The sequence below is a fragment of the Seramator thermalis genome, assembly GCF_004138125.1.
GTDB classification, from domain to species: Bacteria; Bacteroidota; Bacteroidia; order Bacteroidales; family Dysgonomonadaceae; genus Seramator; species Seramator thermalis.
Genome location: NZ_RXHS01000007.1, coordinates 207,183 through 233,763, shown reverse-complemented (window position 1 = coordinate 233,763; position 26,581 = coordinate 207,183). Strand labels below are relative to the sequence as shown.

Sequence of the window (26,581 nt, the reverse complement as noted above, 5' to 3'; positions counted from 1 at the left end):
TTTATTCAACGCATTATGGTGCTATGTGACTCGGAAATCTCTTTGAGATATTCGTAGATAGCTTCCTGCGACCGGACAGGTGGATTGTCGTCGTGCTTAAAAACGTTTTGCAGGTTTTCGTCGATCCAAACGGCACTTTGATTATCCTTCAACTGAATTTCGAGAATATCGATAACTTGCTTTTTAAGTGATTCCGAAAGTATCGGAAATGCAGTCTCGATGCGGCGACGCAAGTTTCGTTCCATCCAATCGGCAGATGCCAGATATACAGCTTCTTGGCCATTATTATAAAAATACCATACACGAGCATGTTCCAAATATCCGTCAACAATGCGTGTTATTCGGATGTTTTGGCTATATGGCTGATTGGGAACCAGACAACATATTCCGCGAATGATCAGATCTATTTGCACTCCCGCTTCGCTTGCACGATATAAGGCATTGATCATTTCCTTGTCTTCGAGGCTGTTCATTTTCAAAATAATGCGGCCAATACCCCCATTATTCACATGTTCGACTTCCCGATCGATCATTCTTAGAATTTCGTCCACCATATTGAATTGAGCAACGAGCAAATGCTTAAAATCACGAGTGTGCGATTTTCCTTCCAGCACTCGAAAGACTTCGTCGATATCTTCGAGAATTTCGGGATTGGAAGTCATCAATCCTTTGTCCGAATATATCCGCGCGGTTTTTTCGTTGAAGTTACCAGTACTCAAATAGGCATACCCTTTCAATGGCTGCTTCTGATCGTTGCTGCGTTTGCGGACATAAGCCAACTTGGCATGCACTTTCAATCCGGGCAGACTGTAAATTATTTTAATACCCGCCCGATGCATAAGCTCGGCGGTGAAATAATTGTTTTCTTCGTCAAAACGAGCTTTGAGCTCAACAAAAACGGTAACTTTCTTGCCGTTTTTAGCTGCACTGATCAAGCTATTGACCACAGCCGAATTCTCGGCCACACGATATTGAGTAACTTTGATCTCCTGTACCTTAGGATCAAAAGCTGCCTGCATCAGAAAACGCAGAACATAGTCGAAAGACTGATATGGAAAGTGAATCAGCACATCCTGTCTTCGCAGAACGTTGAGAATCGAATTGTTCGATTCGAGTTCCGGGACACGAAGTGGAGGCGGAAAAGATCGTTTGAGAGGTGCGCCAACCGGATTTGGAAGTTCGGCCAATTCCGACAAGTTTAAATATCGCCCCGAAGGCAAAAGTTCTTCTTCCTCTATTTCGTAGGCTTCGCACAAATATTTCAGAAAATATTCGGGCATGTCCCGATCATATTGAAAACGAGTTACTGCACCGATTTTGCGTTTGCGTACTTTACTCAAAATTTCTTCCGCGATATTTTCCTGATCGTCTTCATCGAGCGTGAAATCGGCATCGCGCGAAATCTTTATGCTGTAACAATCCAAAATTTCGTAACCGGGAAATACACTCTTGAGATTGGCTTTGATGATATCGTCGATAAACATGATATAATGATTACCCTCATACTCCGGCAATTCTACAAAACGGGGCAGACGCGTGTATGGAATTTTCATAATGGCATAAGTCAGCCGGGTGGTGAAACTCACAAGGCCGTTTTTCTTTTTTTTACGCAAGCTGATTACCTGGTAAATACGTCCGTCCTGAATGAAAGAATGTATATCGTCCTTCTGGATAATCATCGGCTGTAAAAAAGGAAAAACCTCTTCATTGAAATATTTCTCCACAAAATCCTTGTGAAAAGGAAGCGGTTCGTGCGAAAGGTGCAGTATGATATGATTGCGCTTCAATTCCGGAAGAATCATATCGTGAAAAATATGATCGTATTCCTGTTCCTGCGCGGTAACTTCGTTGTTTATCTCGATAAGTGTTTGTAGAGCTTCTTCCACCGTTTCATCGCGCTTGATGCTGTGAATTAAAGAACTGTGATAACCGGCGACACGCACTTTATAAAACTCTTCGAGATTCGAAGAATAAATGGCAAGAAATTTTATGCGCTCATATACGGGAAGAGATTCGTTTTTGGCTTCGAGTAGCACTCGATAATTAAACGATAACCAACTGATATCACGTTTGAAATATTTATAAGGCAAGTTTCCCATAGAAATTACTAACGAAAAATTTAAATTGTAAAACGTAAATATAGTACTTTTGTTTTGATGCAAACACAAAGATGAAAAAAATAGGATTACTTTCGGACACACACGATTACTGGGACGAGAAATATGAGACTTATTTTGAATCATGCGACGAAATCTGGCATGCAGGAGACATCGGCTCACTCGAACTTGCTCAACGATTCGAATCGTTGAAACCGTTTAGGGCAGTGTACGGAAATATCGACGATTACCCAACGCGTTACACCTATCCCGAAAAACTTCGTTTCGAAACAGAAAACATAGATGTCTTGATGACACACATCGGAGGCTATCCGGGAAGATATGAACCCAAAATAAAATCGCAATTATTTTCCAATCCTCCAAAATTGTTTATCTGTGGTCATTCGCATATCTTACGAGTGATGTATGACAAAAAGTTGGAATGCCTTTATATGAATCCCGGGGCAGCCGGCAAATACGGATTTCATCGGGTGAGAACACTATTGCGATTTGTATTGGACAATGGCAACATTCGCGACTTGGAAGTTATCGAGTTGGGAAAACACGACTAAACAAACTTATATAGGTTTTACTACATCGATAAAAAGCACCCCGCAAATCCGATAATCATCAGGATAGAACCTACGACACGATTTAGTACGACAAGGCCTTTTCGGCTGAAGTGGTGCCTCAGTTTCGAAACAAAAGCCGTAAGAAAAATCCACCATGAAACAGCACCGGTTGCCAACGAAATTATTGCAACTATCACACTCCCATATCCATGATCAAAAGGATTAAAGCTGAAACGGGCATATAACGAAATAAAAACAAAAATAATGGTTACATTGGAAAAAGTAAGCAAAAAGGAAGAAACGAAATCTTTAATATAACGTGTTTCTTCGTGTTGTATTTGAGGTGACCACCCTTTCAACGGATGCGTCCGGAAGACAATAAATCCGAAAATTATCAACACTATGCTTCCTATTAACTGAATCGTATATTGCTCTTTCGAAATGAAATCGGAAATCAAGCTGACCCCCAAAAGCGTAATCAAAGCGTAGATAAGATCGGATAATACTGCCCCAAACCCGGTTATCAAGCCATGTAAATGCCCTCGATCGAGCGTACGTTGAACACACAACATATTCACGGGCCCCATCGGAGAGGATACCAATAACCCGATTATAAATCCTTTGGAAATTATTTCGAACATGAATCAAGTCTTGAGTGAACAAAAGCAGTTTGCGTGAAGACAAAGATAATACCTATCCCTTCAACCCGCAAAAACAATTTCTACCATTACCAATTTACATCCCTTTTCATTACCTTTGCGCTTCAAACGATAAATCGTTTTTTTGCTGTAACTCCTCACAATATAGATTATGATTGTTTTTTTCAGAACACAGTCGAAGAGCATTATTGGCGTTGAAACCAATGCTTTTTTCCCCGACGAAACGGTTCAAAAACTGATATGGCTTTTCGGCAACGCCGAAATGCTCGAAGCGACCGAAATTCCTTCGCCATTTATCGGCCCCCGACGCGAGATGATCACTCCGTGGAGCACTTGCGCGGTAGAAATCACGCAAAATATGGGAATCGAAGGAATTTCACGCATCGAGGAATTTTTTCCGGATGATCCAAATAAAGCCAATAGCGAAAACTTCGATCCGATGCTCCAACGAAAATATGAAAAATTAGATCAACAAATTTTTCATATCGACAAACAACCCGACGACATCATATATATTGAAGACATAGCGGCCTATAATAAGCAGGAAGGGCTGGCTTTGAGCGACGAAGAAATCGATTATTTAAAATCGGTCAGCGAAAAAATGGGACGAAACCTTACTGATAGCGAAGTTTTCGGTTTTTCGCAAGTCAACTCCGAACATTGTCGCCATAAAATATTCAACGGAAAATTCATCATCGATGGCGAAGAAAAAGAAAGTTCGCTTTTTCAACTTATTAAACTCACATCGAAAATTAATCCCAACAAACTCGTTTCGGCATACAAAGACAACGTAGCCTTCATAGAAGGGCCACGAGTCGAACAATTTGCCCCGATAAGCGGAGACAAACCCGATTTTTTCGAAACGAAAGAAATAGAGAGTGTGCTTTCTCTTAAAGCCGAAACACACAATTTCCCTACTACCGTCGAGCCGTTTAACGGTGCAGCTACCGGCACGGGCGGTGAAATTCGCGACAGACTTGCCGGTGGCAAGGGTTCGCTTCCGGTTGCCGGAACGGCAATCTACATGACTTCGTATCCCCGCACCGAAAAAGGTCGTGTTTGGGAAGAAAATATTGAACCCCGAAAGTGGCTGTACCAAACGCCCGAACAAATTCTGATTAAAGCTTCGAACGGCGCATCCGATTTTGGCAACAAATTCGGGCAACCGTTAATTTGTGGCTCGCTGCTCACATTCGAACATGTAGAAAACGGCAAAAAATTTGGATATGACAAAGTGATTATGCTCGCCGGAGGCGTGGGATATGCCAACAAACGCGATGCGCTGAAAGGCAAACCTGAAAGTGGCGAAAAAATCATCGTGCTCGGGGGCGACAATTACCGCATTGGTATGGGTGGAGGAGCCGTTTCATCCGTCAATACAGGCGAATATTCCTCCGGAATTGAGCTGAATGCAGTTCAGCGTGCCAATCCTGAGATGCAAAAACGTGTAGCGAATGTCATTCGTTCGCTTGCAGAATCGGACGAAAATCCGATTGTTTCTATCCACGATCATGGTGCCGGTGGTCACTTGAACTGCCTTTCGGAACTAGTGGAAGAAACAGGGGGAATCATCGAAATGGACAAATTGCCCATCGGCGATAAAACGCTTTCGGCCAAAGAAATTATCGGTAACGAGAGTCAAGAACGTATGGGACTGCTCTGTCAACAAAAAGATATCGAACGGATAGAACGCATCGCTTCGCGCGAACGATCGCCTATGTACGTGGTGGGTGAAACGACCGATGATTTGAAATTTACTTTCCGACAGGCAGACGGTCGTTGCCCCATAGATATGAATTTGGAAGATTTTTTCGGCAAACCACCGGTTACCATCATGAACGACCAAACGGTTGAAGAAATTTTTGCTTCTCCTGAATATTCCATCGAAAATCTGGGAACATACATCGAAAATGTACTCCAACTCGAAGCCGTGGCATGTAAGGACTGGCTTACCAATAAAGTCGATCGTTCCGTTACCGGGAAAGTTGCCCGACAACAATGTCAGGGCGAAATACAACTTCCGTTGAGCGATTTAGGTGCAATTGCACTTGATTATCGTGGATTCGAAGGCATGGCAACCTCTATAGGTCATGCGCCACAGGCAGCGATGATCGACCCGGCTGCCGGTTCAATTTTGGCCGTTGCCGAAGCGCTGACCAATATCGTTTTTGCGCCACTTGCCGAGGGGCTTAAAAGCGTTTCGCTAAGCGCCAATTGGATGTGGCCTTGCCGCAATCCGGGCGAAGATGCGCGTCTTTACAAGGCTGTGGAAGCATGTTCGGATTTCGTATGCGATTTGGGCATCAACATCCCAACCGGCAAGGATTCGCTTTCGATGACGCAGCAATATGGCAGCGACAAAGTACTTGCACCGGGCACCGTTATTATCTCGGCAGCAGCCGAAGTGAAGAATATTCGAAAAATCGTTTCTCCTAATCTGGCTTACATCAAGGGAACATATATTTATTATATCGATTTTTCATTCGACACATTCCGTCTTGGCGGTTCTGCTTTCGCTCAAACACTGAACAAAATCGGCGACGAAGCACCCACGGTTACTGATGCGGAATATTTCAAAAACGCTTTCGATGCCGTTCAGGAGCTTATCAACCGAGGGTTGGTACTTGCGGGACACGATATTTCGGCCGGAGGAATGATTACAACCATGCTCGAGATGTGCTTCTCCAATCCCGAGGGTGGATTGGAGGCCCGTTTGGACAAGATTCATCATTCCGATCTCATCAAAATACTTTTTTCCGAAAATCCCGGCATTCTCATTCAGGTGAAACATCATCATCTGGTGGAAAAAATTCTGGATGATTACGAAATCGGTTATGCTATCATTGCACGTCCGATACAGAATAGGAAACTGGTTATCGAAAAAGACAATTTCCGACAGGAATTCGATATAGATGCGCTACGCGATATTTGGTATCGACCCTCCTACCTGCTCGACCGCAAACAAAGCGGCGAAACATGCGCAGCAGCACGTCTCGAAAACTACAAAACTCAACCGTTACAATTCAGCTTTTTACCGCACTTCTCCGGTAAGTTCGAGTCACTTGGATTGGATCCGAAAAGAAAAGAAAAATCGGGGCTTACGGCTGCTATTATTCGCGAAAAAGGCACCAACGGCGAACGCGAAATGGCTTATGCACTTTATCTTGCAGGGTTTGACGTGAAAGATGTACACATGACCGATTTGATTTCGGGGCTCGAAACGCTTGAAGATGTACAGTTCGCGGTTTTTTGTGGCGGTTTTTCAAATTCGGATGTACTCGGATCGGCTAAAGGTTGGGCCGGTGGTTTTCTGTATAACGAGAAGGCAAACAAAGCGCTGAAAAATTTCTATGCGCGTCCCGATACATTGAGTTTGGGCATTTGCAACGGTTGTCAGCTGATGATGGAGCTCGGGCTGGTTTATCCCGAAATGGGGAACGAACATCCCAAAATGCGGCACAACACGTCGCACAAGTTTGAATCAACGTTCGTAAGCGTAGAAATTCCACAAAACAAATCGGTTATGTTCAAATCATTGAGTGGAACAAAACTCGGAATATGGGTTGCTCATGGCGAAGGTCGCTTCGAATTACCCAAGCCGGAATCGGAATATTGCATTACAGCAAAATATTGTTACGATGAATATCCCGGGAATCCAAACGGATCGGATTATGCCACTGCCGCCGTTTGTTCAAAAGATGGTCGACATCTGGCAATGATGCCACATTTGGAACGTACCATTTTCCCTTGGCAAAATGCTTATTATCCTTACGAATATCGTAAGCATGACGTTACACCCTGGATGGAAGCTTTCGCCAATGCACGAGAGTGGATTCTCGAAAAACGACAATAAAAATCGATCGAAATGAGCCAACATATTTTTGAATATGAAATGAAAGTACGTGACTATGAATGCGATACTCAGGGACATGTCAACAATGCCAACTATCAGCATTATTTCGAAGTTACTCGCCACGAACTACTTGAAAAAGTTGGCCTTAACTTCTGTCAATTGCACAAAAAAGGGATAGATGCAGTGGTTTCGCATGTCGAAATCAGATATAAAGTCCCGCTTATCGGAATGGATAGATTTATTTGTACGGTTTCAAAACTCGAACGAGAAAAATTAAAATATATTTTCCATCAACAAATCATCCGATTATCTGACAATGCCGTCTGTGCAAAAGGAAAAATAGAAGTAGTAACACTGATTAACGGCAAACTTTCGTATCCCGACATTTTCGACGAAGCTTTTAAGGATTACCTATAAAAAACATCACAATAGAAAACTATTTTTGGCAACAAACAACGGGTAAGGATATCATGTTGACAGAAAAATCGCTTTATCGCATCGCTCTCACACAAATCAAAGGAGTGGGCATTACGCTTGCCAAAAATCTGATGCAGGCTGTAGGCGACGAAAAAGCGATTTTTCGGGAAAGCGTTCGCAATCTCGAAAAAATTCCACGTATTTCGCGTCGTCTCATTGACGAAATTCGCAATCCTCAAGTTATTCGACGGGCTGAAGAAGAACTTGCATTTGTCGAAAAAAACAAACTTCGACTGCTCTTTTTTACCGACGAAGACTATCCGTCCCGACTCAATAATTGCATAGATGCTCCCATTCTGCTCTATGCAAAAGGAAATGCAGATTTTAATCGGCAAAAGATCGTGAGTATTGTCGGCACACGCAAGCTGACAGAATACGGGCAGGAATTTTGTAAAAAATTTGTCCATCAATTGTCCGAAAAAATTCCCGATTTGATGATTGTAAGCGGATTGGCTTATGGTGCCGATATTTGTGCTCATCGGGCATCGTTGAGTGCAAATTTATCCACAGTCGGTGTGCTGGCTCATGGTTTGGATCGAATTTATCCGGCAGTGCATCGGAAAACGGCGATCGAAATGCTCGAAAAAGGAGCATTGATAACCGAGTTTGCAAGTCAAACCAATCCCGACAAACACAATTTTGTGAAACGAAACCGAATTGTTGCCGGAATGTCTGACGCATTGGTGGTGATTGAATCGGCCGAAAAAGGAGGAGCACTCATAACCGCCGAGATCGCGAACTCATATTTCAGAGAAGTTTTTGCCGTCCCCGGTCGCAATACGGACGTCATGTCGGCAGGTTGCAACCGATTGATTGCCGATAATAAAGCCGTCTTGTTGCGCAACACTCAAACATTTCTCGAACAACTCGGATGGGAAACCTCAACAAAAGCTCAGCATCCAAGACAACGTGAAATATTTTTAAATCTCTCGGAAGACGAAGAGAAAGTGTGCAATGCTCTTAACGGAACCGATGGAATGCAGGTAAACCGCCTCGCCATCGAATTAAATATTCCTGTATCGGAGCTATTTATGACACTTCTCGAACTCGAAATGAAAAACGTTATTCAGGCCTCACCCGGCGGAATGTATAAATTACTTTAAAAAAATCATTAAGCGAGCCATTATAAGCTTGCAATTATTTTTTATATCTTTGGCAACCAAATTCGATAAAACATAAAAAGAAAAATGGCATTAAAAATTGGAGATAAAATACCTGAAATTTTAGGAACAGACCAAAACGGAAAAGAGTGGAAAGCAAGCGATTTTGCCGGCAAAAAACTGGCTTTGTATTTCTATCCGAAAGACAATACACCCGGATGTACTGCTGAAGCCTGTAGTCTTCGAGACGGCTATCAGGATTTGCTAAATGCCGGCTTTGCGATCGTTGGAGTAAGTGTTGATAGCGCCGCCTCACACCAGAAATTCATCGAAAAATTTTCTCTTCCTTTTCCGCTCATTGCAGATACCGACAAAAAACTCGTCGAGCAATTTGGGGTATGGCAAGAAAAAACGCTTGCAGGCAAAAAATACATGGGAACGGTTCGTACTACTTTCATTATCGATGAAAACGGCATTATCCGCCATATCATTGAAGGACGAAATGTTGACACAAAAAATCATGCCGATCAACTGTTGGAAATTACTTTATAGAAATTTTCGGACAATAGAATGGCTTCTTTATCAATTTATTCTTAAACAAACACATAACACACAAACAATATAAAACATGGCTGAAGAAAAAGAAAATGCTCCCAACAGTGAAAAGCTAAAAGCACTCCGTGCCGCAATGGACAAAATAGAAAAGACTTACGGTAAGGGTTCTATCATGAAAATGGGTGACGAAAAAGTGGAAGAAGTGGCAGTCATCCCATCCGGTTCCATTGGACTGAATGCCGCGTTAGGCGTAGGCGGATATCCTCGAGGAAGAATCATCGAAATATATGGACCCGAATCCTCCGGAAAAACTACACTTGCCATTCATGCGATCGCCGAAGCACAAAAAGCCGGAGGCGTTGCCGCCTTTATCGATGCCGAGCACGCTTTCGATCGATTCTATGCCGAAAAACTGGGCGTTAATATCGACGAACTGCTTATTTCGCAACCGGATAGCGGCGAACAAGCGCTCGAGATTGCGGAACAACTTATTCGATCTTCGGCTATCGATATTATTGTCATTGACTCGGTTGCCGCACTGGTGCCAAAAGCCGAACTCGAAGGGGAAATGGGCGATCAGAAAATGGGACTTCAAGCACGATTGATGTCGCAAGCGCTGCGAAAGCTCACTGCAACCATTAGCAAAACAAACACCACCTGCATATTTATCAATCAATTGCGTGAAAAGATTGGTGTAATGTTTGGCAATCCTGAGACCACTACCGGTGGAAATGCGCTCAAATTTTATGCATCCGTGCGACTCGATATTCGTCGAATCGGATCTCTCAAAGACGGTGACGAAGTTTCGGGCAACCAAGTCCGCGTTAAAGTGGTGAAAAACAAGGTTGCGCCTCCTTTCCGAAAAGCGGAATTCGATATCACCTACGGTGAGGGCATTTCGCGCGAAGGCGAAATTGTGGATTTGGGTGCCGAACTTGGTATTATCAAAAAAAGCGGTTCGTGGTACAGTTATGGCGACACCAAAATGGCTCAAGGCCGTGAAGGCGCAAAACAAGCCGTTAAAGATAATCCCGAACTCGCCGATGAGCTCGAAAAACTTATCTTTCAGGCTCTAAAAGAAAAAAAATAATTTTCTCAAACGAGAAGTGTCTCGCGACTTTCTCGTTTTTTTAATACCATCCTGCAATGAACGAATTACGGAAACTTACTCCGAAAGAAATTGAAACGTTGGAGACGCATCATTGCTCTCATCCCGATTGGTCGTTGGTTAAAGTAAAAGACGGATTCAAACCCGATTACATTTTCGATACGCAATTCTCCGGACAAATTACACTCGGGGTGCTGGAAAAAGAATTCGAATTGACGCCCGGTTTAAAAAAACACGCCTGTATCAATCGCGCCGTAATTCACAATTGCCGAATTGGCGATAATGTCGTCATCGAAAATATTCAAAATTACATTGCCAATTATGTTATCGGAGACGATTGCTTTATACAAAATGTTGATGTAATATTGGTAGAAGGGAAAACTACATTCGGCAATGGCGTGGAAGTGAATGTGCTCAACGAAACCGGAGGCCGTGAGGTGCACATCACCGATAAATTATCGGCTCATTTTGCCTATATTTACTCGCTGTATCGACATCGCCCTCAACTCATCGAACGCATGAAATCCATTATCGATTTTTATAGCGAAAAACATGCTTCGGACATGGGTGAAATCGGCTATGGAAGCATGATTGTGAATGTTGGGTACATCAAAAACGTAAGAATGGGGGCCTATACCAAAATAACCGGCGCCATGAAACTGAAAAATGGGAGTATCAACAGTAATGAAGCTGCGCCGGTTCATATTGGCCGCAACGTTATTGCGGAAGATTTCATCATTTCTTCCGGAACCAGAATAGACGGAGGCACCAATATTTCGAGATGTTTTGTGGGTCAAGCCTGTCATCTCGATCATGGATATTCGGCATCCGATTCATTGTTTTTCAGTAATTGCCAAGGCGAAAATGGTGAGGCATGCGCTTTATTTGCAGGGCCTTATACGGTTACTCACCACAAATCGACGCTGCTCATCGCGGGGATGTTTTCGTTTATGAATGCAGGCTCAGGATCAAACCAAAGCAACCACATGTATAAGTTGGGTCCCATACATCAAGGTATCGTCGAACGTGGAGCCAAAACAACGAGCGATTCCTATGTTCTTTGGCCGGCCAAAGTTGGCCCTTATTCGCTTATTTTGGGACGTCACTACAAACATTCCGACACTTCCAATTTGCCTTTTTCGTATCTAATTGAAAATGACAATACAACCTACATCGCTCCCGGAGTGAACTTGCGTAGCGTGGGAACTATTCGCGATGCAAAAAAATGGCCTGAACGCGACAAACGAAAAGATCCCAACCGGCTCGATTACATCAATTTCAATCTGCTTAGTCCCTATACCATTCAAAAAGTGTTTGCAGGTGTGGATTTACTCAATGAATTGCAGGATACGGCAGGGAAAAATTCCGAAATCTATACCTACCAAAGTTGCATCATCAAAAATTCGGCTCTCAAACGAGGATTGTCGCTTTACGAAATCGTGATTCATAAATTTTTGGGTAACTCCCTGATTAAACGACTGGAAAAAACAGAATTTAAAACCAACGAAGAGATTCGTACTCAATTGAAGCCCAATACCGACAAAGGACTCGGCGAATGGGTGGATGTTTCAGGACTAATCGCACCCAAAACGGAAATCGATGCGTTGCTTTGCAAAATCGAAAAAGGTGAACTGACAAAACTAAAAGAAATAAACGACGTTTTCCGTCAACTCCACGAACAATATTACACTTACGAATGGACATGGGCTTGGGATAAAATAAAATCATATTACCATGTCGATGAAACGACCATTTCTGCAAAAGATGTAATAAACATTGTCGAAAAATGGAAAGAGTGTGTCATCAAGCTTGATCAATTGATATATGAAGATGCAAAAAAAGAATTTTCTCTTTCCTTCAAAACCGGATTTGGAGCCGATGGCAATATCGAAGATCAAGCGATGGATTTTGAATACGTTCGCGGCGCATTCGACAAAAATCCGTTTGTGCTTACCACATTAAAGCACATCGAAGAAAAAAAAGCACTGGGTGACGAACTGATTCAACGAATAAAAAATGTAAAATAATCGGATTTTTATTTGTTATTTCGATTTTTCGCATACCTTTGTACTCCCTTTTTGACGGAAATGGAACAATTCTTCTTACATATCTGTTGTTATTGTTGTTGCTGATCACTCACATGAGAGACCGGTCAGGTTTTTCTTCACAATTTCGAACAATTAAACAGATATTTTCCATTTCATTCCACAGCACCCATTTATGAACAAAAACATTTTAGAACTTATCGATAAGTTTCAGCCTCAAGCCGTGCACACGCCTATCGACAAGTGTAAACTCGAACAAACATTGATAGATTTATTCGATTCCATGTTTCCTCTGTGCACACGTTTGGACGACAATTTAGTACGCGAAAAGCTAAAAGTATCTGCCAATACGCTCTTCGAGAATATCGCAAAACTAACCGACGAAACATTTGCGAATGAAGTAGTAGAAGATTTTTTTGGCAATTTTTCGAACCTTCGCAATCGATTATTCAAAGACGCACAATGCTACGTAAAAAACGATCCGGCAGCCAAATCGCTTGAAGAAGTTATCATCACCTACCCGGGTTTCTTCGCGCTTGTGGTGCACAGAATAGCGCACGAACTCCATTCGCTTGGCGTTCCTCTCATTCCGCGACTGTTTTCTGAAGTTGCACATGCCAAAGTCGGCATCGATATTCATCCGGCCGCCGAAATTGGAAAGAACTTTTTTATGGATCATGGCACAGGTATCGTCGTAGGCGAAACCACGAAAATCGGCAACAACGTGAAAATATACCAAGGTGTAACGCTCGGGGCATTGTATCTCGAAAAAAATCTTTCGGACGTCAAGCGTCATCCAACGGTCGAAGATAACGTCATTATTTATTCCAACGCCACAATTTTGGGTGGCGAAACCGTTATCGGGCACGATTCGGTGATTGGAGGTGGCGCATGGCTCACACACAGTGTGATTCCTTATTCGCTCGTGTATAACAAAGTCGATGTAAAAGTAAAAACAGTAAAAGGGTTCATCGAACCCGATAATTATGTCATATAAAAACCCAAAAAAGTATGAAATTCGATAACATTCTGGGGGTAATTGGAAATACCCCTCACGTGAGATTAAAAAACCTGTTTCCGAAACAGGAAGTTTGGATTAAACTGGAGAAACAGAATCCGGGTGGAAGCATTAAGGATCGTATCGCAATGGCGATGATAGATGATGCCGAAAAAAGAGGCATTCTGAAACCCGGAGGAACCATCATCGAACCCACCTCGGGAAACACCGGAGTAGGACTTGCAATGATTGCTGCCGTTAAAGGCTATAAAGTAATCATCGTCATGCCCGAATCCATGTCACTCGAAAGGCGCCGTCTTATTGCACTTTATGGTGCCGAACTTGTGCTTACTCCTCGTGAGAAAGGCATGAAAGGCGCCATTGAACGTGCCGAAGAGTTGCAAAAAGAAATTGCCGGTGCATGGATTCCTCAACAATTCCAGAATCCGGCCAATCCGGCCATCCACGCTTCCACTACGGCTCAGGAGATCATCAAAGATTTTCCCGATGGACTGGACTATCTAATCACCGGCATCGGTACCGGCGGACACATCACCGGCGTTGGACGCGAATTGAAAAAGAAATTTCCGTCCATTCAGGTCATCGGCGTTGAGCCTGTCGATTCACCCATCATCACCGAAGGACGATCGGGACCACATGCCATTCAGGGCATCGGTGCAGGATTTATTCCCGAGACGTTAGATGTGGAAGTACTCAACAGCGTGATCAAGATTACCAAAGACGAGGCTTTTGATTATGCACGACGATTGGCAAAATCGGAAGGTATTTTGGCCGGTATATCTACGGGCGCTTCACTTGCAGCGGTCGCCAAAAAAATATCGGAACTGGATGGCAACAAGCGCATTCTGACTTTCAATTACGATACGGGCGAACGGTACCTTTCGGTGGAAGGATTGTTCTGAAATGGGTGCTGTCCTCAAAACAAAAACGATTCCCCTGCCTTGGGAAATCGTTTTTGTTTGTATAAAATGAGGCAGCAATAGCTGTTTCTCAGAGTTTTATTTCAAATTGATAAATCGGAATGCCTTTGTAGTTGATGAAGGTCATTTTTAGAACATCTTTGCCTACGGAAACAACCGAAAATCCTTCCTCTCCCGAACAAAATTTCGTATCGGGTCCTTTGATCGGTTCCCGCCCTAAAGAACCTGACGCATTTACCACATAATTCACAGGGGAATCTTTTTTTGTTAAGTGCTGAAAGGTGTGCGAATGTCCTGCAATGTAGATATTTACCTTATATTTACGGAGAATGGGATCGAGCTTGCGGATCAGACTGGGTTCATCCGACCGTTTCTTTTCCGAAACGTAAATTGGGTGATGCCCAATTACGATCTTAAAATCCGCTTTCGATTTGGAAAGTTCTTCCCGAAGCCAGCTAAGCTGTTTGACGGTATCTTGCAGCTGCACATCAGGATATTCCGACGGTTCTTCGTGATACTCATCTACCAAAGGTGTTGTATCGATAAAGAACAATTGCACAGTGGCAAAATCATCACCGTTATTCTCCGATGCGATTGTTTTCGTATAATATCGTCCGGGCATCACCCAACGCCGCGAAATATCGGAATAATCGATTACGGCTTGCGTGTTGCCTTTATATTCATGATTTCCCAGAATGGGATACCAATCGATCATCAGATCAGGATGCGAATAGATCAGCTCATAATTGGTCATCCATAAAGGATCGGCAGTACTCCTGACACCCCCAAAATGATGAATATCTCCGGCTGCAACCACAAACTCTATATCGAGACTGTCGGCCATATTTCCCATGACTTCGGCAACGGTTTTCTGTTTGAAATATCCGTTTCTGCCCAAATCGTTACCGATATAGAAATTATACCCGTTTTCAAATACGATTTCAGTGTTCGCCGCATGGTTTTGTCCGTAAATACTACTGGTAAAGACGGCGAAAAGAAAAAGAATAAAAAAATTTTTCTTTGTCATATTGATTAAATCATTTCTTGATTAGAAAATAAATTTTGCACCTGCATCGAAGCGAAAATTGTAATACTCCATCTGCATGGTATAATCCTTGCTTCCTTGATAGTAACGTAACGGTTGATTGAGAATATTGTTCACATTGGCATAAATGTTTACATATCTTCCGACTTTTATGTTTACATTGAAATCGAGATAATTCACCGCATCGTAATAACGATCGTAAAATACGCTCTCTCCCAGTTCGTCGATGAAATTAGAAGCAAAATTATAGGAAAGGCGAGCGGAAAATCTCCGATCATCGTATCCTAAAGCAGCATTAAACGTATGCTCGGGTGTACCGGGCAAACGCATTTTTTCGTTTTCACGCCCTTCATAGTTGAAATTTTTTACATCGGAATAATTATAGGTGTAATTGGTATAAATGTTGAAATAACGCAAAAACGAGGGAAGAAAGGTCAAGGTTTGCTGTGCCGAAATTTCAAAACCAAACAAATTGGCATCTCCCGCATTTATGGGTCGAATATATCTGTCCCAAACCATTCCGTTCATTTCTTTATCTCTCAGCCTTTCGTCAACAATAAAATTTCGGATATCTTTGTAAAAAATTCCTGCCGACAGCAAGCCGCCATCCACGTAATATTCCGACATCAAATCGAAATTCATGGACTTTGTCGGTTTTAATGCAGGGTTGCCTACTTCAATTTCTCCATCTTCGAAATTCATCATTTGTCTTGGCGTCAAATCGATATATTTCGGACGAGCCAATGTATTGGTCCATGCTGCCTTGACCTTGAAATTATCGCTTGCGTCCCATTTGGCGATAACGGATGGAAGAAAATTGGTATAGGAATCGTTTTTGCCTTCAACGGGTTGTATGCTTTCATCACCTTCTTCGTCAATTACCCAAGTATTGGCATTATACTTCGAAGCTGTGTGTTCAACCCGCAAGCCTAATAATAAATCCACTTTATCATATAAACGCTGGTCATATCTGATGTATCCGGTAATGATATCTTCGGTCGCATCGAAATCGGCAAAGTCGTTTTCGATGATTTTCTCTTCTTCATAATCGGGAGAATTCGAAAGAAGAATATTTCCGAAAACTTCTTTATCGGGAAACATTCCCGTTTTATAGTCGCCGGCAAGGAAATTGTCGCGTGTCATATCTTTCAGATTGCCTCGGACAAGGGCATCAAAGGCATCTTCATCCACGGGAGAATATTCATAGAAATCTTCGTTGTTGCTTTTCTTTTTCGATTTGTAGCTTCCACCGAAACGGATGCTGTTCTTCCATTCGCCAGAGCCGTTGAAGGGCAACATAAAATCCATCTTGCCGGAAATATCGCGGTCTTCCGTATATTGATAGGATTCTGTAAATTCGTCAAAAATAAAATTTTCATAATCGTTTTCATCGATATTAAACATCGAGGCATAAGGCGTTCTCGGATTCGAAAGGTCCATTTTAAACGAATACAAACCCTCCTCATCTTTGTCTTTGATGCGGTAAGACAAATACCGTTCATTGGGACGCTCTTCCGATGCTTTGGAATAATTTAGTTTCCATTTCAGGTTTAATCGGTCGAAAAAGTGATCTCCGTTTAATGAAAATTTTTCAACACGCTGATCTTCCAGTCTGGCAGACTTGTTATTGTTGGTTCCGAACTTTAATTCACGGTTGATTTCATACGTGGTGAAATTGCTCCCTGCCGGTTCTATATCCGTAATTTTGAATCGATAGCGATTTTCCCAGTCGCGGCGTCTGTTATATATCCCTTGAAATTCGATTTTATGATCGGCATTAAACACATAATCCAATGATAACGAATAACTTTGACGATCTCTTTCGACAAAGTACTGCCGAATTTGATAATCGCTCACATAAACAGTGTTGTTGTCATCTTTTTCCCATTCAAATTCCGCATTGTCCGATCCTAACGGATTGTCCTGATAAGAAAGAGCAATCATCATTCCCAGTTTATCTTTCAGATATCTGTCACCATAGCTGAATCCGAGATTCCAGGTGGGTTTTTCGGAAATCATATTCCATCCACTTCCACCCAAGAAAGTAATGCGACGAGTTGCAGGTTGATTTTTCGTGATCAAATTTACGGATCCGCCAATCGCATCGGCATCCATATCGGGAGTAACTACTTTGTTTACTTCGATAGTTTGGATCATATCCGCGGGAATAAGGTCTAACTGCACGGATCGCATCTCTGCCTCAGTCGATGGGACGCGAATCCCATCGATGGTGACCGCGTTAAGGTCGGGCGATGTGCCGCGAATATGCGCAAAGCGAGCCTCACCCTGATCATATTGCACACTGATACCGGGAATACGCTTCAATGCATCACCTATGTTTGAATCGGGAAAACGAGCTACTTGATCTGCCGAGATTACGTTCGTAATGTTGATACTGTTTTTTTGTTGGGACATAGCCTTATGCTGGGCATTCATGCCGGTTACTACGATTTCCTGCATCAGAATCCCTTCTTTCAGCACCACATTATCCATGGAGACAGTTCGGTTGCCGGAAATGGTAATCGTTCTTTCAATAGGAGTATAACCGATGTAGGAAATTTGTATCCGATAGTCGCCGTCTTTAAGTCCGCTTAAACGAAAAAAACCGTTTATATCCGAAACAGTTCCTATATCGGTACCTTCGATAACGACCGTCGCGCCGGGTAATACATAACCTTTTTCATCTACAACCCGCCCTGTGAGCGATCCCAACCCTTCAATGGCGGGATTTTCTTTAGTGAAAGCAGGGAAACCCACTGCAATAAACAACAAAACTAAAGCGACTATTTTTTGCATAAGTTTATATTTTTATAAATTTTATGCAAAGGAATAGATTTAATATTGCAGAAAGGTTACAATAAAGTAAAGATAATGTTAAGCACGCGTAATCGGATTAGAGACTTACCTAATGCTCATTAACACATAGCATATTTTCAGTTTTGAACTTTGAGTTTTTTGCAACTCGGAGTCTTTGAGACTATTTTTTTCATAAATTCAAAAACGAATCGTCGCATATCAACTATCAGCTTTCAGCTTTTTCGAGATATGATAGCGGCAAACAAATTACGAATTGATTGCTTACCATCAACCGCACATATCATGTCATCTATGCACCACCATTGATGAATAACCGATCTCAAACCGGAGTACGAGTTACAGGTTATATATTTTTTAGCATTGTTCTATGATCATTCGTAAATCACCTGGACATGGATAAGTTTTTTTCATTCATTTCATCTATTTTTACCATTTTTTCGAAAACCGCAATAGCAGCTTCCACAGTCCGGATGTTCCGGATGATTACGGAACGTTTCTTGCCCGATTCTCGCAATTGGCAATCACGCGGATGATATTGAACATAGTTCAAAAGCCGTTCGAAAGCCGCCGATCTGTAATAAGGAGATTCGGGATCGGAAACCAGATTCAAAGTCATTTGATTATTCTTGAGAATAATTTTTTCAATGCCTAACGATTTCGCCAAACGACGAAGGCGGACAATTCGAATCAATTCTTTTCCCTGTGGAGGAATTTTTCCAAAGCGATCCTCGAGACGTGTCGTAAAGTCCAGTATCTGCGTTTCGGTTTCCATGTTGTCGAGTTCACGATAAATAGCCACGCGTTCGGCATCGTTCGGAATATAGGTTACGGGGAACATCAGTTCCAAATCGCTTTCTACGGTCACATCTTCCACGAAATCCTCCTCAAGCGCCTTTTCTTCCTGCTGTTCTCGATACAAATCCGAGAACTCTTCCTTTCGCAACTCCTGCATGGCTTCCGCCAATATTTTTTGATAAGTTTCATAACCCAAATCGGCTATAAAACCGCTTTGCTCCGCCCCCAACAAATTTCCGGCACCTCGAATATCGAGATCCTGCATGGCAATATGAATGCCGCTTCCAAGTTCGGCAAAATTTTCGATAGCCTGCAATCGTCGTCGTGCATCGGAGCTTAACGTGTAAAGCGGAGGCGCAAGCAAATAGCAGAATGCCTTGCGATTGCTTCGCCCTACACGACCGCGCAACTGATGCAGATCGCTCAATCCGAAATTTTGAGCATCAATCACGATAATGGTATTTACGTTTGGCATATCGATTCCCGATTCGATGATGGTCGTTGCTATCAAAACGTCATATTCCTGATCGACAAAATCGGAAATTACCTGCTCAAGTTTTTTGGGATCCATCTGTCCATGCCCCACGGCAATGCGAACATCCGGAATTTCGCGCTGAATAAGAGCCTGTAGTTCGTAGATATTTTGAATGCGGTTGTTTACGATAAAAACCTGACCATTACGACTTATCTCGAAGTTAATGGCATCTTTGATAATTTCGATATCGAAGGTATGCACCTCTGTCTGTATCGGATAGCGGTTAGGCGGAGGTGTGTTGATTATCGATAGATCGCGAGAACCCATGAGCGAAAACTGTAAGGTTCGAGGAATAGGCGTGGCCGTCATGGTCAGGGTATCCACATTCACTCGAAGTTGTTTTAATTTTTCTTTGGTCGATACGCCGAATTTCTGCTCCTCATCGATAATCAGAAGTCCGAGATCTTTAAATTTCACGTCTTTTCCCACCAAACGATGCGTGCCGATGATAATGTCTATCTTGCCTTCGGCAAGATCGTTGAGAATTTGTTTCTGCTCCTTAACCGAACGCGCTCTGCTCAAATAATCGACTTTCACAGGGAAATCGGCCAATCGATCTCGAAACGTGTGATAATGCTGCGTTGCTAGAACGGTTGTAGGTACTAAAATTGCTGTCTGTTTACCATCGACAGCCGCCTTGAAAGCCGCTCTGACGGCAATTTCGGTTTTTCCGAATCCTACATCTCCACAAATCAGTCGATCCATTGGCCGATCGCTCTGCATGTCGGCTTTAACGTCGCGGGTAGCTTTTATCTGATCGGGTGTATCTTCGTACATGAACGAAGCTTCGAGTTCGGTTTGCAAATAGCTGTCTTTCGAAAAAGCAAATCCTTTTTCATTTTGACGTTGCGCATAAAGCTTGATCAAATCGCGAGCGATGTCTTTTATCTTGCTTTTGGTGCGCTCTTTTACCCTCTCCCACGCACCCGAGCCGAGTTTGTTGAGTTGGGGCATTTCGCCTTCGCGTCCCTTGTATTTCGAAATCTTGTGCAGCGAATGAATCGAAACAAAAACCGCATCATTATTCTGATAAGTCAGTTTGATGACTTCCTGCACTTTATCTCCGATTCGCATACGCACCAATCCTGCAAACTTTCCAATGCCGTGATCGATATGTACTACATAATCCCCGGGTTGTAACTGATTGAGTTCCTTTATCGATAATGCAATTTTGCCCGAACGGGCTTGATCCGATTTCAGACTGTATTTGTGAAAACGATCAAAAATCTGATGATCGGTAAAACAGCAAATTCTGAGCGTTTCGTCGCTAAAGCCCTCGTGCAGTGTCCTATTCACGGCAACGAAGGGAATGGGATCATTTCTGTCTTCGAAAATGTGTTGAAGACGCTTGTGCTGTTTTTCGCTGTCGCTCAGGATGTAAATGGTATAACCTTGGTCGATGAACCGGTGAAGTGAATCGCTCAGCAAATCAAAATTTTTGTGATAAAGGGGTTGCGGCAGCGTTTTAAATTCAATAACAGCTTCCGGGGAATCAAGCGAAGAACTGTCAAACCGAAGTTGGGGAAATTTTGAAATATCAACCTCGAATTCATCTTTCGAAATCAAAATGGGCTTCACAAATTCTGCATCTTTCGGATCGATATGCAGTTCGTCGTTGTTGAGCGATTCCACGCGGCTTGTGATCCATCGGATATCTTCCAGTCCGATGAAGGTGTCAGCCGGGAGCAAATCGAAAAGAGAAGATGTTCGTGATTCAGCGTTACCAAAATCCGGAACTATATGGATTTCATTCAGTTTTTCTTTTGAAAGCTGCGATTCAACATCAAAACTTCGAATGCTTTCCACTTCGTCGCCAAAAAAATCGATGCGGAAAGGATATTCATTCGAATATGAAAAAACATCGAGAATACTGCCTCGAGTGGCATACTGTCCGGGTTCGTAAACGTAATCGACGAAATTGAATCCGAACGAATCGAGAACTTCACTCACAAACGAACTGTCCACTTGTTCACCCACCGAGAGTTTCAGGGTATTTTTGGCGAGAGTATCTCTCGAAACGACTTTTTCGGCCAACGCGTCCGGATAACTGATCAGGAGGACAGGTTCATGCAAATTTTGCAACCTGCTCATCGTTTCCGTCCGAAGAATCTCGTTTGCCGAATCTATCTGACCATATTTCGATGCTCTTTTGTATGCCGAGGGGAAAAAAAGCACATCTTCAGAACCAATTACCTGTGTGATATCATGATAAAAATAAGCGGCAGTTTCTTGATCATTAAATACGAAAAGTGCTGTTCGGGGATTTTTATGAAATGCACCGATAGCAAACAAAGCACGCGACGATCCGTGCAAACCGCGCACTGAAACGACTTTCAATTTTTTCAGTAATTCGGCTGCAGCAGCAATGTTAGGATGTTTTTCAACGAGCTGTTGAAGTTGAAATATTTCCAAAGAATTCATATTTGTTCCGAATGCAAAGTTAGCTCTTTTTTTACAATTCAAGACCGATTATTCAAATCAATAAATCGATGTCGGATTGCTAATTGATTATAGAAAATTGAACGAACACACTGATTATTCGTTATTATTTTGTATGTTTGTACCGCAAAACGAAATTGTTTGTAGTTATATGCAAATAGATGTAAAGCACACTCCTGACTACATCTTTGAATCGAGCTGGGAAGTGTGTAATAAAGTGGGCGGAATCTATACCGTTCTTTCAACCAAAGCTAAAACGCTTCAAAATTTATATAAAGACCACATAATTTTTATCGGTCCCGATATTTGGAAGAAACAAAAAAGTCCGTGGTTTATTGCCGATTCACAGCTTTTTTCGGAGTGGTCGATTTTTGCCGGGCGGAATCAAAATCTCGATATTAAAATCGGCCGTTGGGATGTCCCCGGCAAACCGATTGTTTTTTTGGTCAATTTCGATAAGTTTTTCGAAAAAAGAGATGACATCTATGCCCAAATGTGGATGGATTTTGGCGTCGATTCGATATTCGGATATGGCGACTATCATGATTCGAGCATGTTTGCCTATTCCGTTGGTGTTGTGATAGAAAGTTTTTATCATTTTCATAAGCTCGAGTCATCAAACGTGATTGCCCATTTCAACGAATGGCAAATGGGTATGGGAGCTCTTTATCTGAAAAAAAACGTTCCCAAAATTGCCACTATATTCACTACACATGCCACAACGGTTGGCAGATCGATTGCAGGCAATAATTTACCGCTCTACAATCATCTGAAAGGGTATAATGGCGACCAAATGGCTCGGCAGCTAAACGTCGTTGCAAAACATTCGGTTGAAAAAAAAACCGCACTAAACGTGGATTGCTTTACCACAGTAAGCGACATCACAGCACAGGAATGCACGCAGCTTTTGCAAAGACACCCCGATATCGTTACACCTAACGGATTCGAAAAAGATTTTATTCCGAAAGGCAATGCTCACAAACAAGCACGAAAAAAAGCCCGTCAAAGACTTATTGAAGTTGCCGAAGCATTGCTGGGGCACACCATTCACAAAGATGCCTTATTGATTGCCACCAGCGGACGATATGAATACAAAAACAAAGGGATTGATGTTTTTATCGATGCCATCAACAACCTTCGGAAAATGCCCCAATTGTCAAAAGACGTCATTGCTTTTATCATGGTTCCGGCCTGGATTAAAGGTCCAAAGTCCGACTTGATAGAAAAAATGAAAAACGAGGGTAAAGTGCATTCAAAATCAGCCGTAAAAAGTTGTCCTTATGTCACACATGAACTTATGGAGCCCGAACACGACAGCATCATGAACCAACTCCGGCGATTGGGGTTTTGCAATTCGGAAAACGAACGCGTGAAAACCATCTTCGTTCCGTCTTATCTTAATGGGGACGACGGTATCTTCAATATGACTTACTACGACTTGCTTATCGGCATGGATCTTACCGTTTTCCCTTCGTATTACGAACCGTGGGGCTATACTCCACACGAAAGTCTGGCTTTTTCTGTCCCCACCATCACTTCAACACTGGCAGGCTTTGGGACATGGATAAAAAAAATGGGTGAAGTTCCGGGATTGTCGGACGGCGTGGACGTGGTTTTCCGAGACGATTTCAATCACGTCGATGCGGCACAGGAGATTGCAGAAATCATTTTCGATTTTTCGCTAAAAAGCGTCGAACAGATCAAAATGTTGTGCGATTCCGCCAACTCACTTTCCGACAAGGCCGATTGGGCTCATTTTATTGGTCATTATCAGGAAGCATATTGCAAAGCATTGCATAATTCTTTTCTAAGATTATCCAAACCATATAAACTAAGAAACGAATAATATTGCTATTTTTGTGACAGTTGTAATTTTATACGAAAAATTTTTACGATGCATGATTTTTGACATTATTCATCCATAAATTTCCACACAAAATTCGAAAAAGATGATTATTAAATCAAGTTATTCTAACACTCCTGTATGGAGAGACATCCATGTCAGTGCCGTTTTGCCTGACGAACTGAAGTTTTTGGACGAAATTTCTCATAACCTCTGGTGGGTTTGGAATGAACAAGCTAAGGATTTATTTGAAAATTTAAATACTGAAGAATGGGACAAGAGCCTCCGTAACCCTGTGGTAATGCTCCAAAACCTCAATTCTGACGAATTCGAATCCATTCTTCACAATCCGCAATTGATGGAATGGGCACACCAGACCTATGCCGCTTTCAAGGAATATATGAGTAAACCCTACGACACGACGCGTCCGAGTATCGCATATTTCAGCATGGAATATGGATTGTCGCACATTCTCAAAATATATTCGGGCGGACTTGGCATTCTTGCGGGCGATTATTTGAAAGAGGCAAGCGACAGTTGCATTGACATGACTGCCGTTGGATTGCTTTATCGATATGGATATTTCACCCAAACTCTCACAGTCGATGGACAGCAAATTGCTAAATATGAGGCTCAGAATTTCAGCAATCTGCCTATCGAACAGGTGATGGACAATCAAAACAATCCACTCATTCTCGAGATTCCTTTTCACGATCGGATCGTATATTCCAATATCTGGAAAGTTGCCATCGGAAGAATCAATCTTTATCTGATGGATACCGATATGGAGGCAAACAGCGAGTTTGATCGCAGCATCACACACCAGCTTTATGGCGGTGATTGGGAGAATCGAATGAAACAGGAATATCTGTTGGGGATCGGCGGAATTCTCTTGCTCAAAAAGTTGGGAATAAAAAAAGACGTGTATCACCTGAATGAGGGTCATGCAGCTCTTATCAACGCCCAACGATTGTTCGACTACATGAACGATGAAAAACTCTCATTCAACGAAGCACTTGAAGTAGTACGCTCATCTTCTCTGTACACCGTACACACTCCTGTCCCTGCAGGACATGACTATTTCGACGAAGCGCTCATCGGTAAATATATGAGGCCTTTTGTCGATAAAATGGGAATTCCGTGGCAGCAATTTATGGACATGGGTCGCGCTAATCCCGGAAGTCAGGAAAAGTTTTCAATGAGCGTTTTTGCTCTAAATACTGCACAGGAAGCGAATGGTGTGAGTAAATTGCATGGCAAAGTTTCACAGGAGATGTTCCAACCTGTGTGGAAAGGATATTTTCCCGAAGAGCTCCACGTTGGCTATGTTACCAATGGTGTGCATCTGCCAAGCTGGGCCACATCGTCCGTAAAAGCCCTGTATGAGAAACACTTCGGCCTTTCTTTTTATCAAGATCAGTCAAATACCGAGATTTGGAAAAAAATCTACGACGTTCCCGACGACGAGCTCTGGGATCTTCGCATGCATCTGAAAAATAAGCTGGTGGACTATATCCGAGAAGAATTTCAGATAGGTTGGTTGAAAAATCAAGCCGACCCATCTCGTATCGTAACTATTTTGGAACAAATCAATCCGGATGCTCTTCTCATCGGTTTTTCGCGCCGATTTGCAACCTATAAACGGGCTCATCTTCTTTTTACCGATCTCGATCGCCTTGCCAAAATCGTGAATGATCCCAAAAGACCGGTACAATTTATATTTGCGGGTAAAGCCCATCCTGCCGATGCCGGCGGACAAAATCTGATCAAACATATTGTGCAAATAGCCGCCCGACCCGAATTTTTAGGCAAAATTATTTTTCTCGAAAATTACGACATGCGTCTTGCCAAACGACTGATTTCCGGTGCAGATATTTGGCTTAATACCCCCACCCGACTGCAGGAAGCATCGGGGACTTCAGGCGAAAAGGCCGAAATGAACGGTGTACTCAACCTCTCAGTGCTCGACGGATGGTGGTACGAAGGCTACAAACCGGGTGCCGGATGGGCTATCACTGCCGAACGTACATACGACAACCAGGTGTTTCAGGACGAGCTCGATGCTTTAACGATTTATTCGCTGCTCGAAAATGAAATCATCCCGCTTTATTATGCGCGCAACAGCAACGGGTATTCTACCGAATGGATACAGTTTATTAAAAAATCGATGGCAGAAATTGCGCCTCATTTTACTACAAAACGTATGATGGACGACTATTTTAATCGTTTTTACAACAAACTCGCCGATCGCTCAAAGAAACTCCATGCCAACAATTATGCAAAGACCAAAGAAATTGTTTCTTGGAAAGAAAACATAGCTGCAAATTGGGATAAGTTCGAAGTGTTGGAATTGCATTTCAACCCTACCCAACAAGTCGGTATCAAAGAAAACGAAGAATCAATCATATACGGTAGTGTGGTGATCGATAAAAAAGATATGATCGGCGATTTAGGAGTAGAATGTGTGATGGTGGATTACGACTCGACCGAAAACAAGGCAGAATTTATCGAAAAATATGAGTTCGAGTTAGTGAAAAAAGAAGGATCGGTTCTCTATTTCGAAATGAAGAAGGCGCTCAACGATCCGGGAACTCATCAATACGCTCTTCGGGTATTCCCTAAAAATCCCGATCTCCCCCACCGAATGGATTTTGCTTATGTCCGCTGGATCAGTTGACAAATAACAAATATGAACTTTCATTGA

General features: G+C 42.6%; 16 protein-coding genes. 11 read left to right on the top strand and 5 right to left on the bottom strand.

From position 1 onward, the window contains the following. Positions 1–5: 5 nt before the first annotated feature. Positions 6–2,099 (bottom strand): polyphosphate kinase 1, encoded by a 2,094-nt coding sequence (ppk1, locus tag EJN84_RS07210; RefSeq protein ID WP_129594785.1) that lies wholly within the window; start codon positions 2,097–2,099, stop codon positions 6–8. 71 nt (positions 2,100–2,170) lie between these two features. Between ppk1 and EJN84_RS07205 the strand changes: the two genes are divergently transcribed. Further along, on the top strand, positions 2,171–2,668 hold the full coding sequence (locus tag EJN84_RS07205) for a metallophosphoesterase family protein (RefSeq protein ID WP_129594784.1): 498 nt from the start codon (positions 2,171–2,173) through the stop codon (positions 2,666–2,668). Between the two features lie 20 nt (positions 2,669–2,688). Here the strand turns inward: EJN84_RS07205 and EJN84_RS07200 are convergent, their stop codons facing one another. Further along, positions 2,689–3,309 (bottom strand): LysE family translocator, encoded by a 621-nt coding sequence (locus tag EJN84_RS07200; RefSeq protein WP_129594783.1) that lies wholly within the window; start codon positions 3,307–3,309, stop codon positions 2,689–2,691. A 169-nt stretch (positions 3,310–3,478) separates the two neighbouring features. Here EJN84_RS07200 and purL point away from each other — a divergent pair, with 169 nt between their 5' ends. The 8 genes from purL to cysK all read left to right on the top strand — a co-directional run bounded on the left by purL (position 3,479) and on the right by cysK (position 14,385). Beyond that, the gene (gene purL, locus EJN84_RS07195; protein WP_129594782.1) at positions 3,479–7,180 is read left to right on the top strand and encodes a phosphoribosylformylglycinamidine synthase; all 3,702 of its coding nucleotides are present in this window, start codon (positions 3,479–3,481) and stop codon (positions 7,178–7,180) included. 12 nt (positions 7,181–7,192) lie between these two features. Beyond that, complete coding sequence (locus EJN84_RS07190; RefSeq protein ID WP_129594781.1) at positions 7,193–7,597, top strand: acyl-CoA thioesterase; 405 nt, start codon at positions 7,193–7,195, stop codon at positions 7,595–7,597. Positions 7,598–7,650: 53 nt separating this feature from the next. After that, a complete protein-coding gene (gene dprA / locus EJN84_RS07185) occupies positions 7,651–8,760 on the top strand; it encodes a DNA-processing protein DprA (protein ID WP_129594780.1) in 1,110 nt (369 codons plus the stop codon). Between the two features lie 84 nt (positions 8,761–8,844). Then, complete coding sequence (gene bcp, locus EJN84_RS07180) at positions 8,845–9,309, top strand: thioredoxin-dependent thiol peroxidase (RefSeq protein ID WP_129594779.1); 465 nt, start codon at positions 8,845–8,847, stop codon at positions 9,307–9,309. Between the two features lie 76 nt (positions 9,310–9,385). Beyond that, positions 9,386–10,402 (top strand): recombinase RecA, encoded by a 1,017-nt coding sequence (recA, locus tag EJN84_RS07175; RefSeq protein WP_129594778.1) that lies wholly within the window; start codon positions 9,386–9,388, stop codon positions 10,400–10,402. 56 nt (positions 10,403–10,458) lie between these two features. Then, positions 10,459–12,447: a DUF4954 family protein gene (locus tag EJN84_RS07170; RefSeq protein ID WP_129594777.1), complete on the top strand. Its 1,989-nt coding sequence runs from the start codon at positions 10,459–10,461 to the stop codon at positions 12,445–12,447. 193 nt (positions 12,448–12,640) lie between these two features. Continuing rightward, positions 12,641–13,462: a serine O-acetyltransferase EpsC gene (epsC, locus tag EJN84_RS07165; RefSeq protein WP_129594776.1), complete on the top strand. Its 822-nt coding sequence runs from the start codon at positions 12,641–12,643 to the stop codon at positions 13,460–13,462. A gap of 14 nt (positions 13,463–13,476) precedes the next feature. Continuing rightward, positions 13,477–14,385: a cysteine synthase A gene (cysK, locus tag EJN84_RS07160; RefSeq protein ID WP_129594775.1), complete on the top strand. Its 909-nt coding sequence runs from the start codon at positions 13,477–13,479 to the stop codon at positions 14,383–14,385. An 88-nt stretch (positions 14,386–14,473) separates the two neighbouring features. Here cysK and EJN84_RS07155 read toward each other — a convergent pair whose 3' ends face one another. The 3 genes from EJN84_RS07155 to mfd all read right to left on the bottom strand — a co-directional run bounded on the left by EJN84_RS07155 (position 14,474) and on the right by mfd (position 22,016). After that, on the bottom strand, positions 14,474–15,430 hold the full coding sequence (locus EJN84_RS07155; RefSeq protein ID WP_129594774.1) for a metallophosphoesterase: 957 nt from the start codon (positions 15,428–15,430) through the stop codon (positions 14,474–14,476). A 21-nt stretch (positions 15,431–15,451) separates the two neighbouring features. Beyond that, positions 15,452–18,244: a TonB-dependent receptor gene (locus tag EJN84_RS07150; RefSeq protein ID WP_129594773.1), complete on the bottom strand. Its 2,793-nt coding sequence runs from the start codon at positions 18,242–18,244 to the stop codon at positions 15,452–15,454. A gap of 403 nt (positions 18,245–18,647) precedes the next feature. Next, positions 18,648–22,016: a transcription-repair coupling factor gene (gene mfd, locus EJN84_RS07145; RefSeq protein ID WP_238943959.1), complete on the bottom strand. Its 3,369-nt coding sequence runs from the start codon at positions 22,014–22,016 to the stop codon at positions 18,648–18,650. Between the two features lie 169 nt (positions 22,017–22,185). Here mfd and EJN84_RS07140 point away from each other — a divergent pair, with 169 nt between their 5' ends. Continuing rightward, positions 22,186–23,880, top strand: coding sequence for a glycogen/starch synthase (locus tag EJN84_RS07140; protein WP_129594772.1), 1,695 nt, complete (start codon positions 22,186–22,188; stop codon positions 23,878–23,880). 103 nt (positions 23,881–23,983) lie between these two features. Continuing rightward, on the top strand, positions 23,984–26,554 hold the full coding sequence (gene glgP, locus EJN84_RS07135) for an alpha-glucan family phosphorylase (RefSeq protein ID WP_129594771.1): 2,571 nt from the start codon (positions 23,984–23,986) through the stop codon (positions 26,552–26,554). Positions 26,555–26,581: the final 27 nt, after the last annotated feature.

Excerpts from the sequence above, each read along its gene's own strand:
- ppk1 (WP_129594785.1), bottom strand. The coding sequence starts at position 2,099 with ATGGGAAACTTGCCTTATAAATATTTCAAACGTGATATCAGTTGGTTA.
- EJN84_RS07205 (WP_129594784.1), top strand. The coding sequence starts at position 2,171 with ATGAAAAAAATAGGATTACTTTCGGACACACACGATTACTGGGACGAG.
- EJN84_RS07200 (WP_129594783.1), bottom strand. The coding sequence starts at position 3,309 with ATGTTCGAAATAATTTCCAAAGGATTTATAATCGGGTTATTGGTATCC.
- purL (WP_129594782.1), top strand. The coding sequence starts at position 3,479 with ATGATTGTTTTTTTCAGAACACAGTCGAAGAGCATTATTGGCGTTGAA.
- EJN84_RS07190 (WP_129594781.1), top strand. The coding sequence starts at position 7,193 with ATGAGCCAACATATTTTTGAATATGAAATGAAAGTACGTGACTATGAA.
- dprA (WP_129594780.1), top strand. The coding sequence starts at position 7,651 with ATGTTGACAGAAAAATCGCTTTATCGCATCGCTCTCACACAAATCAAA.
- bcp (WP_129594779.1), top strand. The coding sequence starts at position 8,845 with ATGGCATTAAAAATTGGAGATAAAATACCTGAAATTTTAGGAACAGAC.
- recA (WP_129594778.1), top strand. The coding sequence starts at position 9,386 with ATGGCTGAAGAAAAAGAAAATGCTCCCAACAGTGAAAAGCTAAAAGCA.
- EJN84_RS07170 (WP_129594777.1), top strand. The coding sequence starts at position 10,459 with ATGAACGAATTACGGAAACTTACTCCGAAAGAAATTGAAACGTTGGAG.
- epsC (WP_129594776.1), top strand. The coding sequence starts at position 12,641 with ATGAACAAAAACATTTTAGAACTTATCGATAAGTTTCAGCCTCAAGCC.
- cysK (WP_129594775.1), top strand. The coding sequence starts at position 13,477 with ATGAAATTCGATAACATTCTGGGGGTAATTGGAAATACCCCTCACGTG.
- EJN84_RS07155 (WP_129594774.1), bottom strand. The coding sequence starts at position 15,430 with ATGACAAAGAAAAATTTTTTTATTCTTTTTCTTTTCGCCGTCTTTACC.
- EJN84_RS07150 (WP_129594773.1), bottom strand. The coding sequence starts at position 18,244 with ATGCAAAAAATAGTCGCTTTAGTTTTGTTGTTTATTGCAGTGGGTTTC.
- mfd (WP_238943959.1), bottom strand. The coding sequence starts at position 22,016 with ATGAATTCTTTGGAAATATTTCAACTTCAACAGCTCGTTGAAAAACAT.
- EJN84_RS07140 (WP_129594772.1), top strand. The coding sequence starts at position 22,186 with ATGCAAATAGATGTAAAGCACACTCCTGACTACATCTTTGAATCGAGC.
- glgP (WP_129594771.1), top strand. The coding sequence starts at position 23,984 with ATGATTATTAAATCAAGTTATTCTAACACTCCTGTATGGAGAGACATC.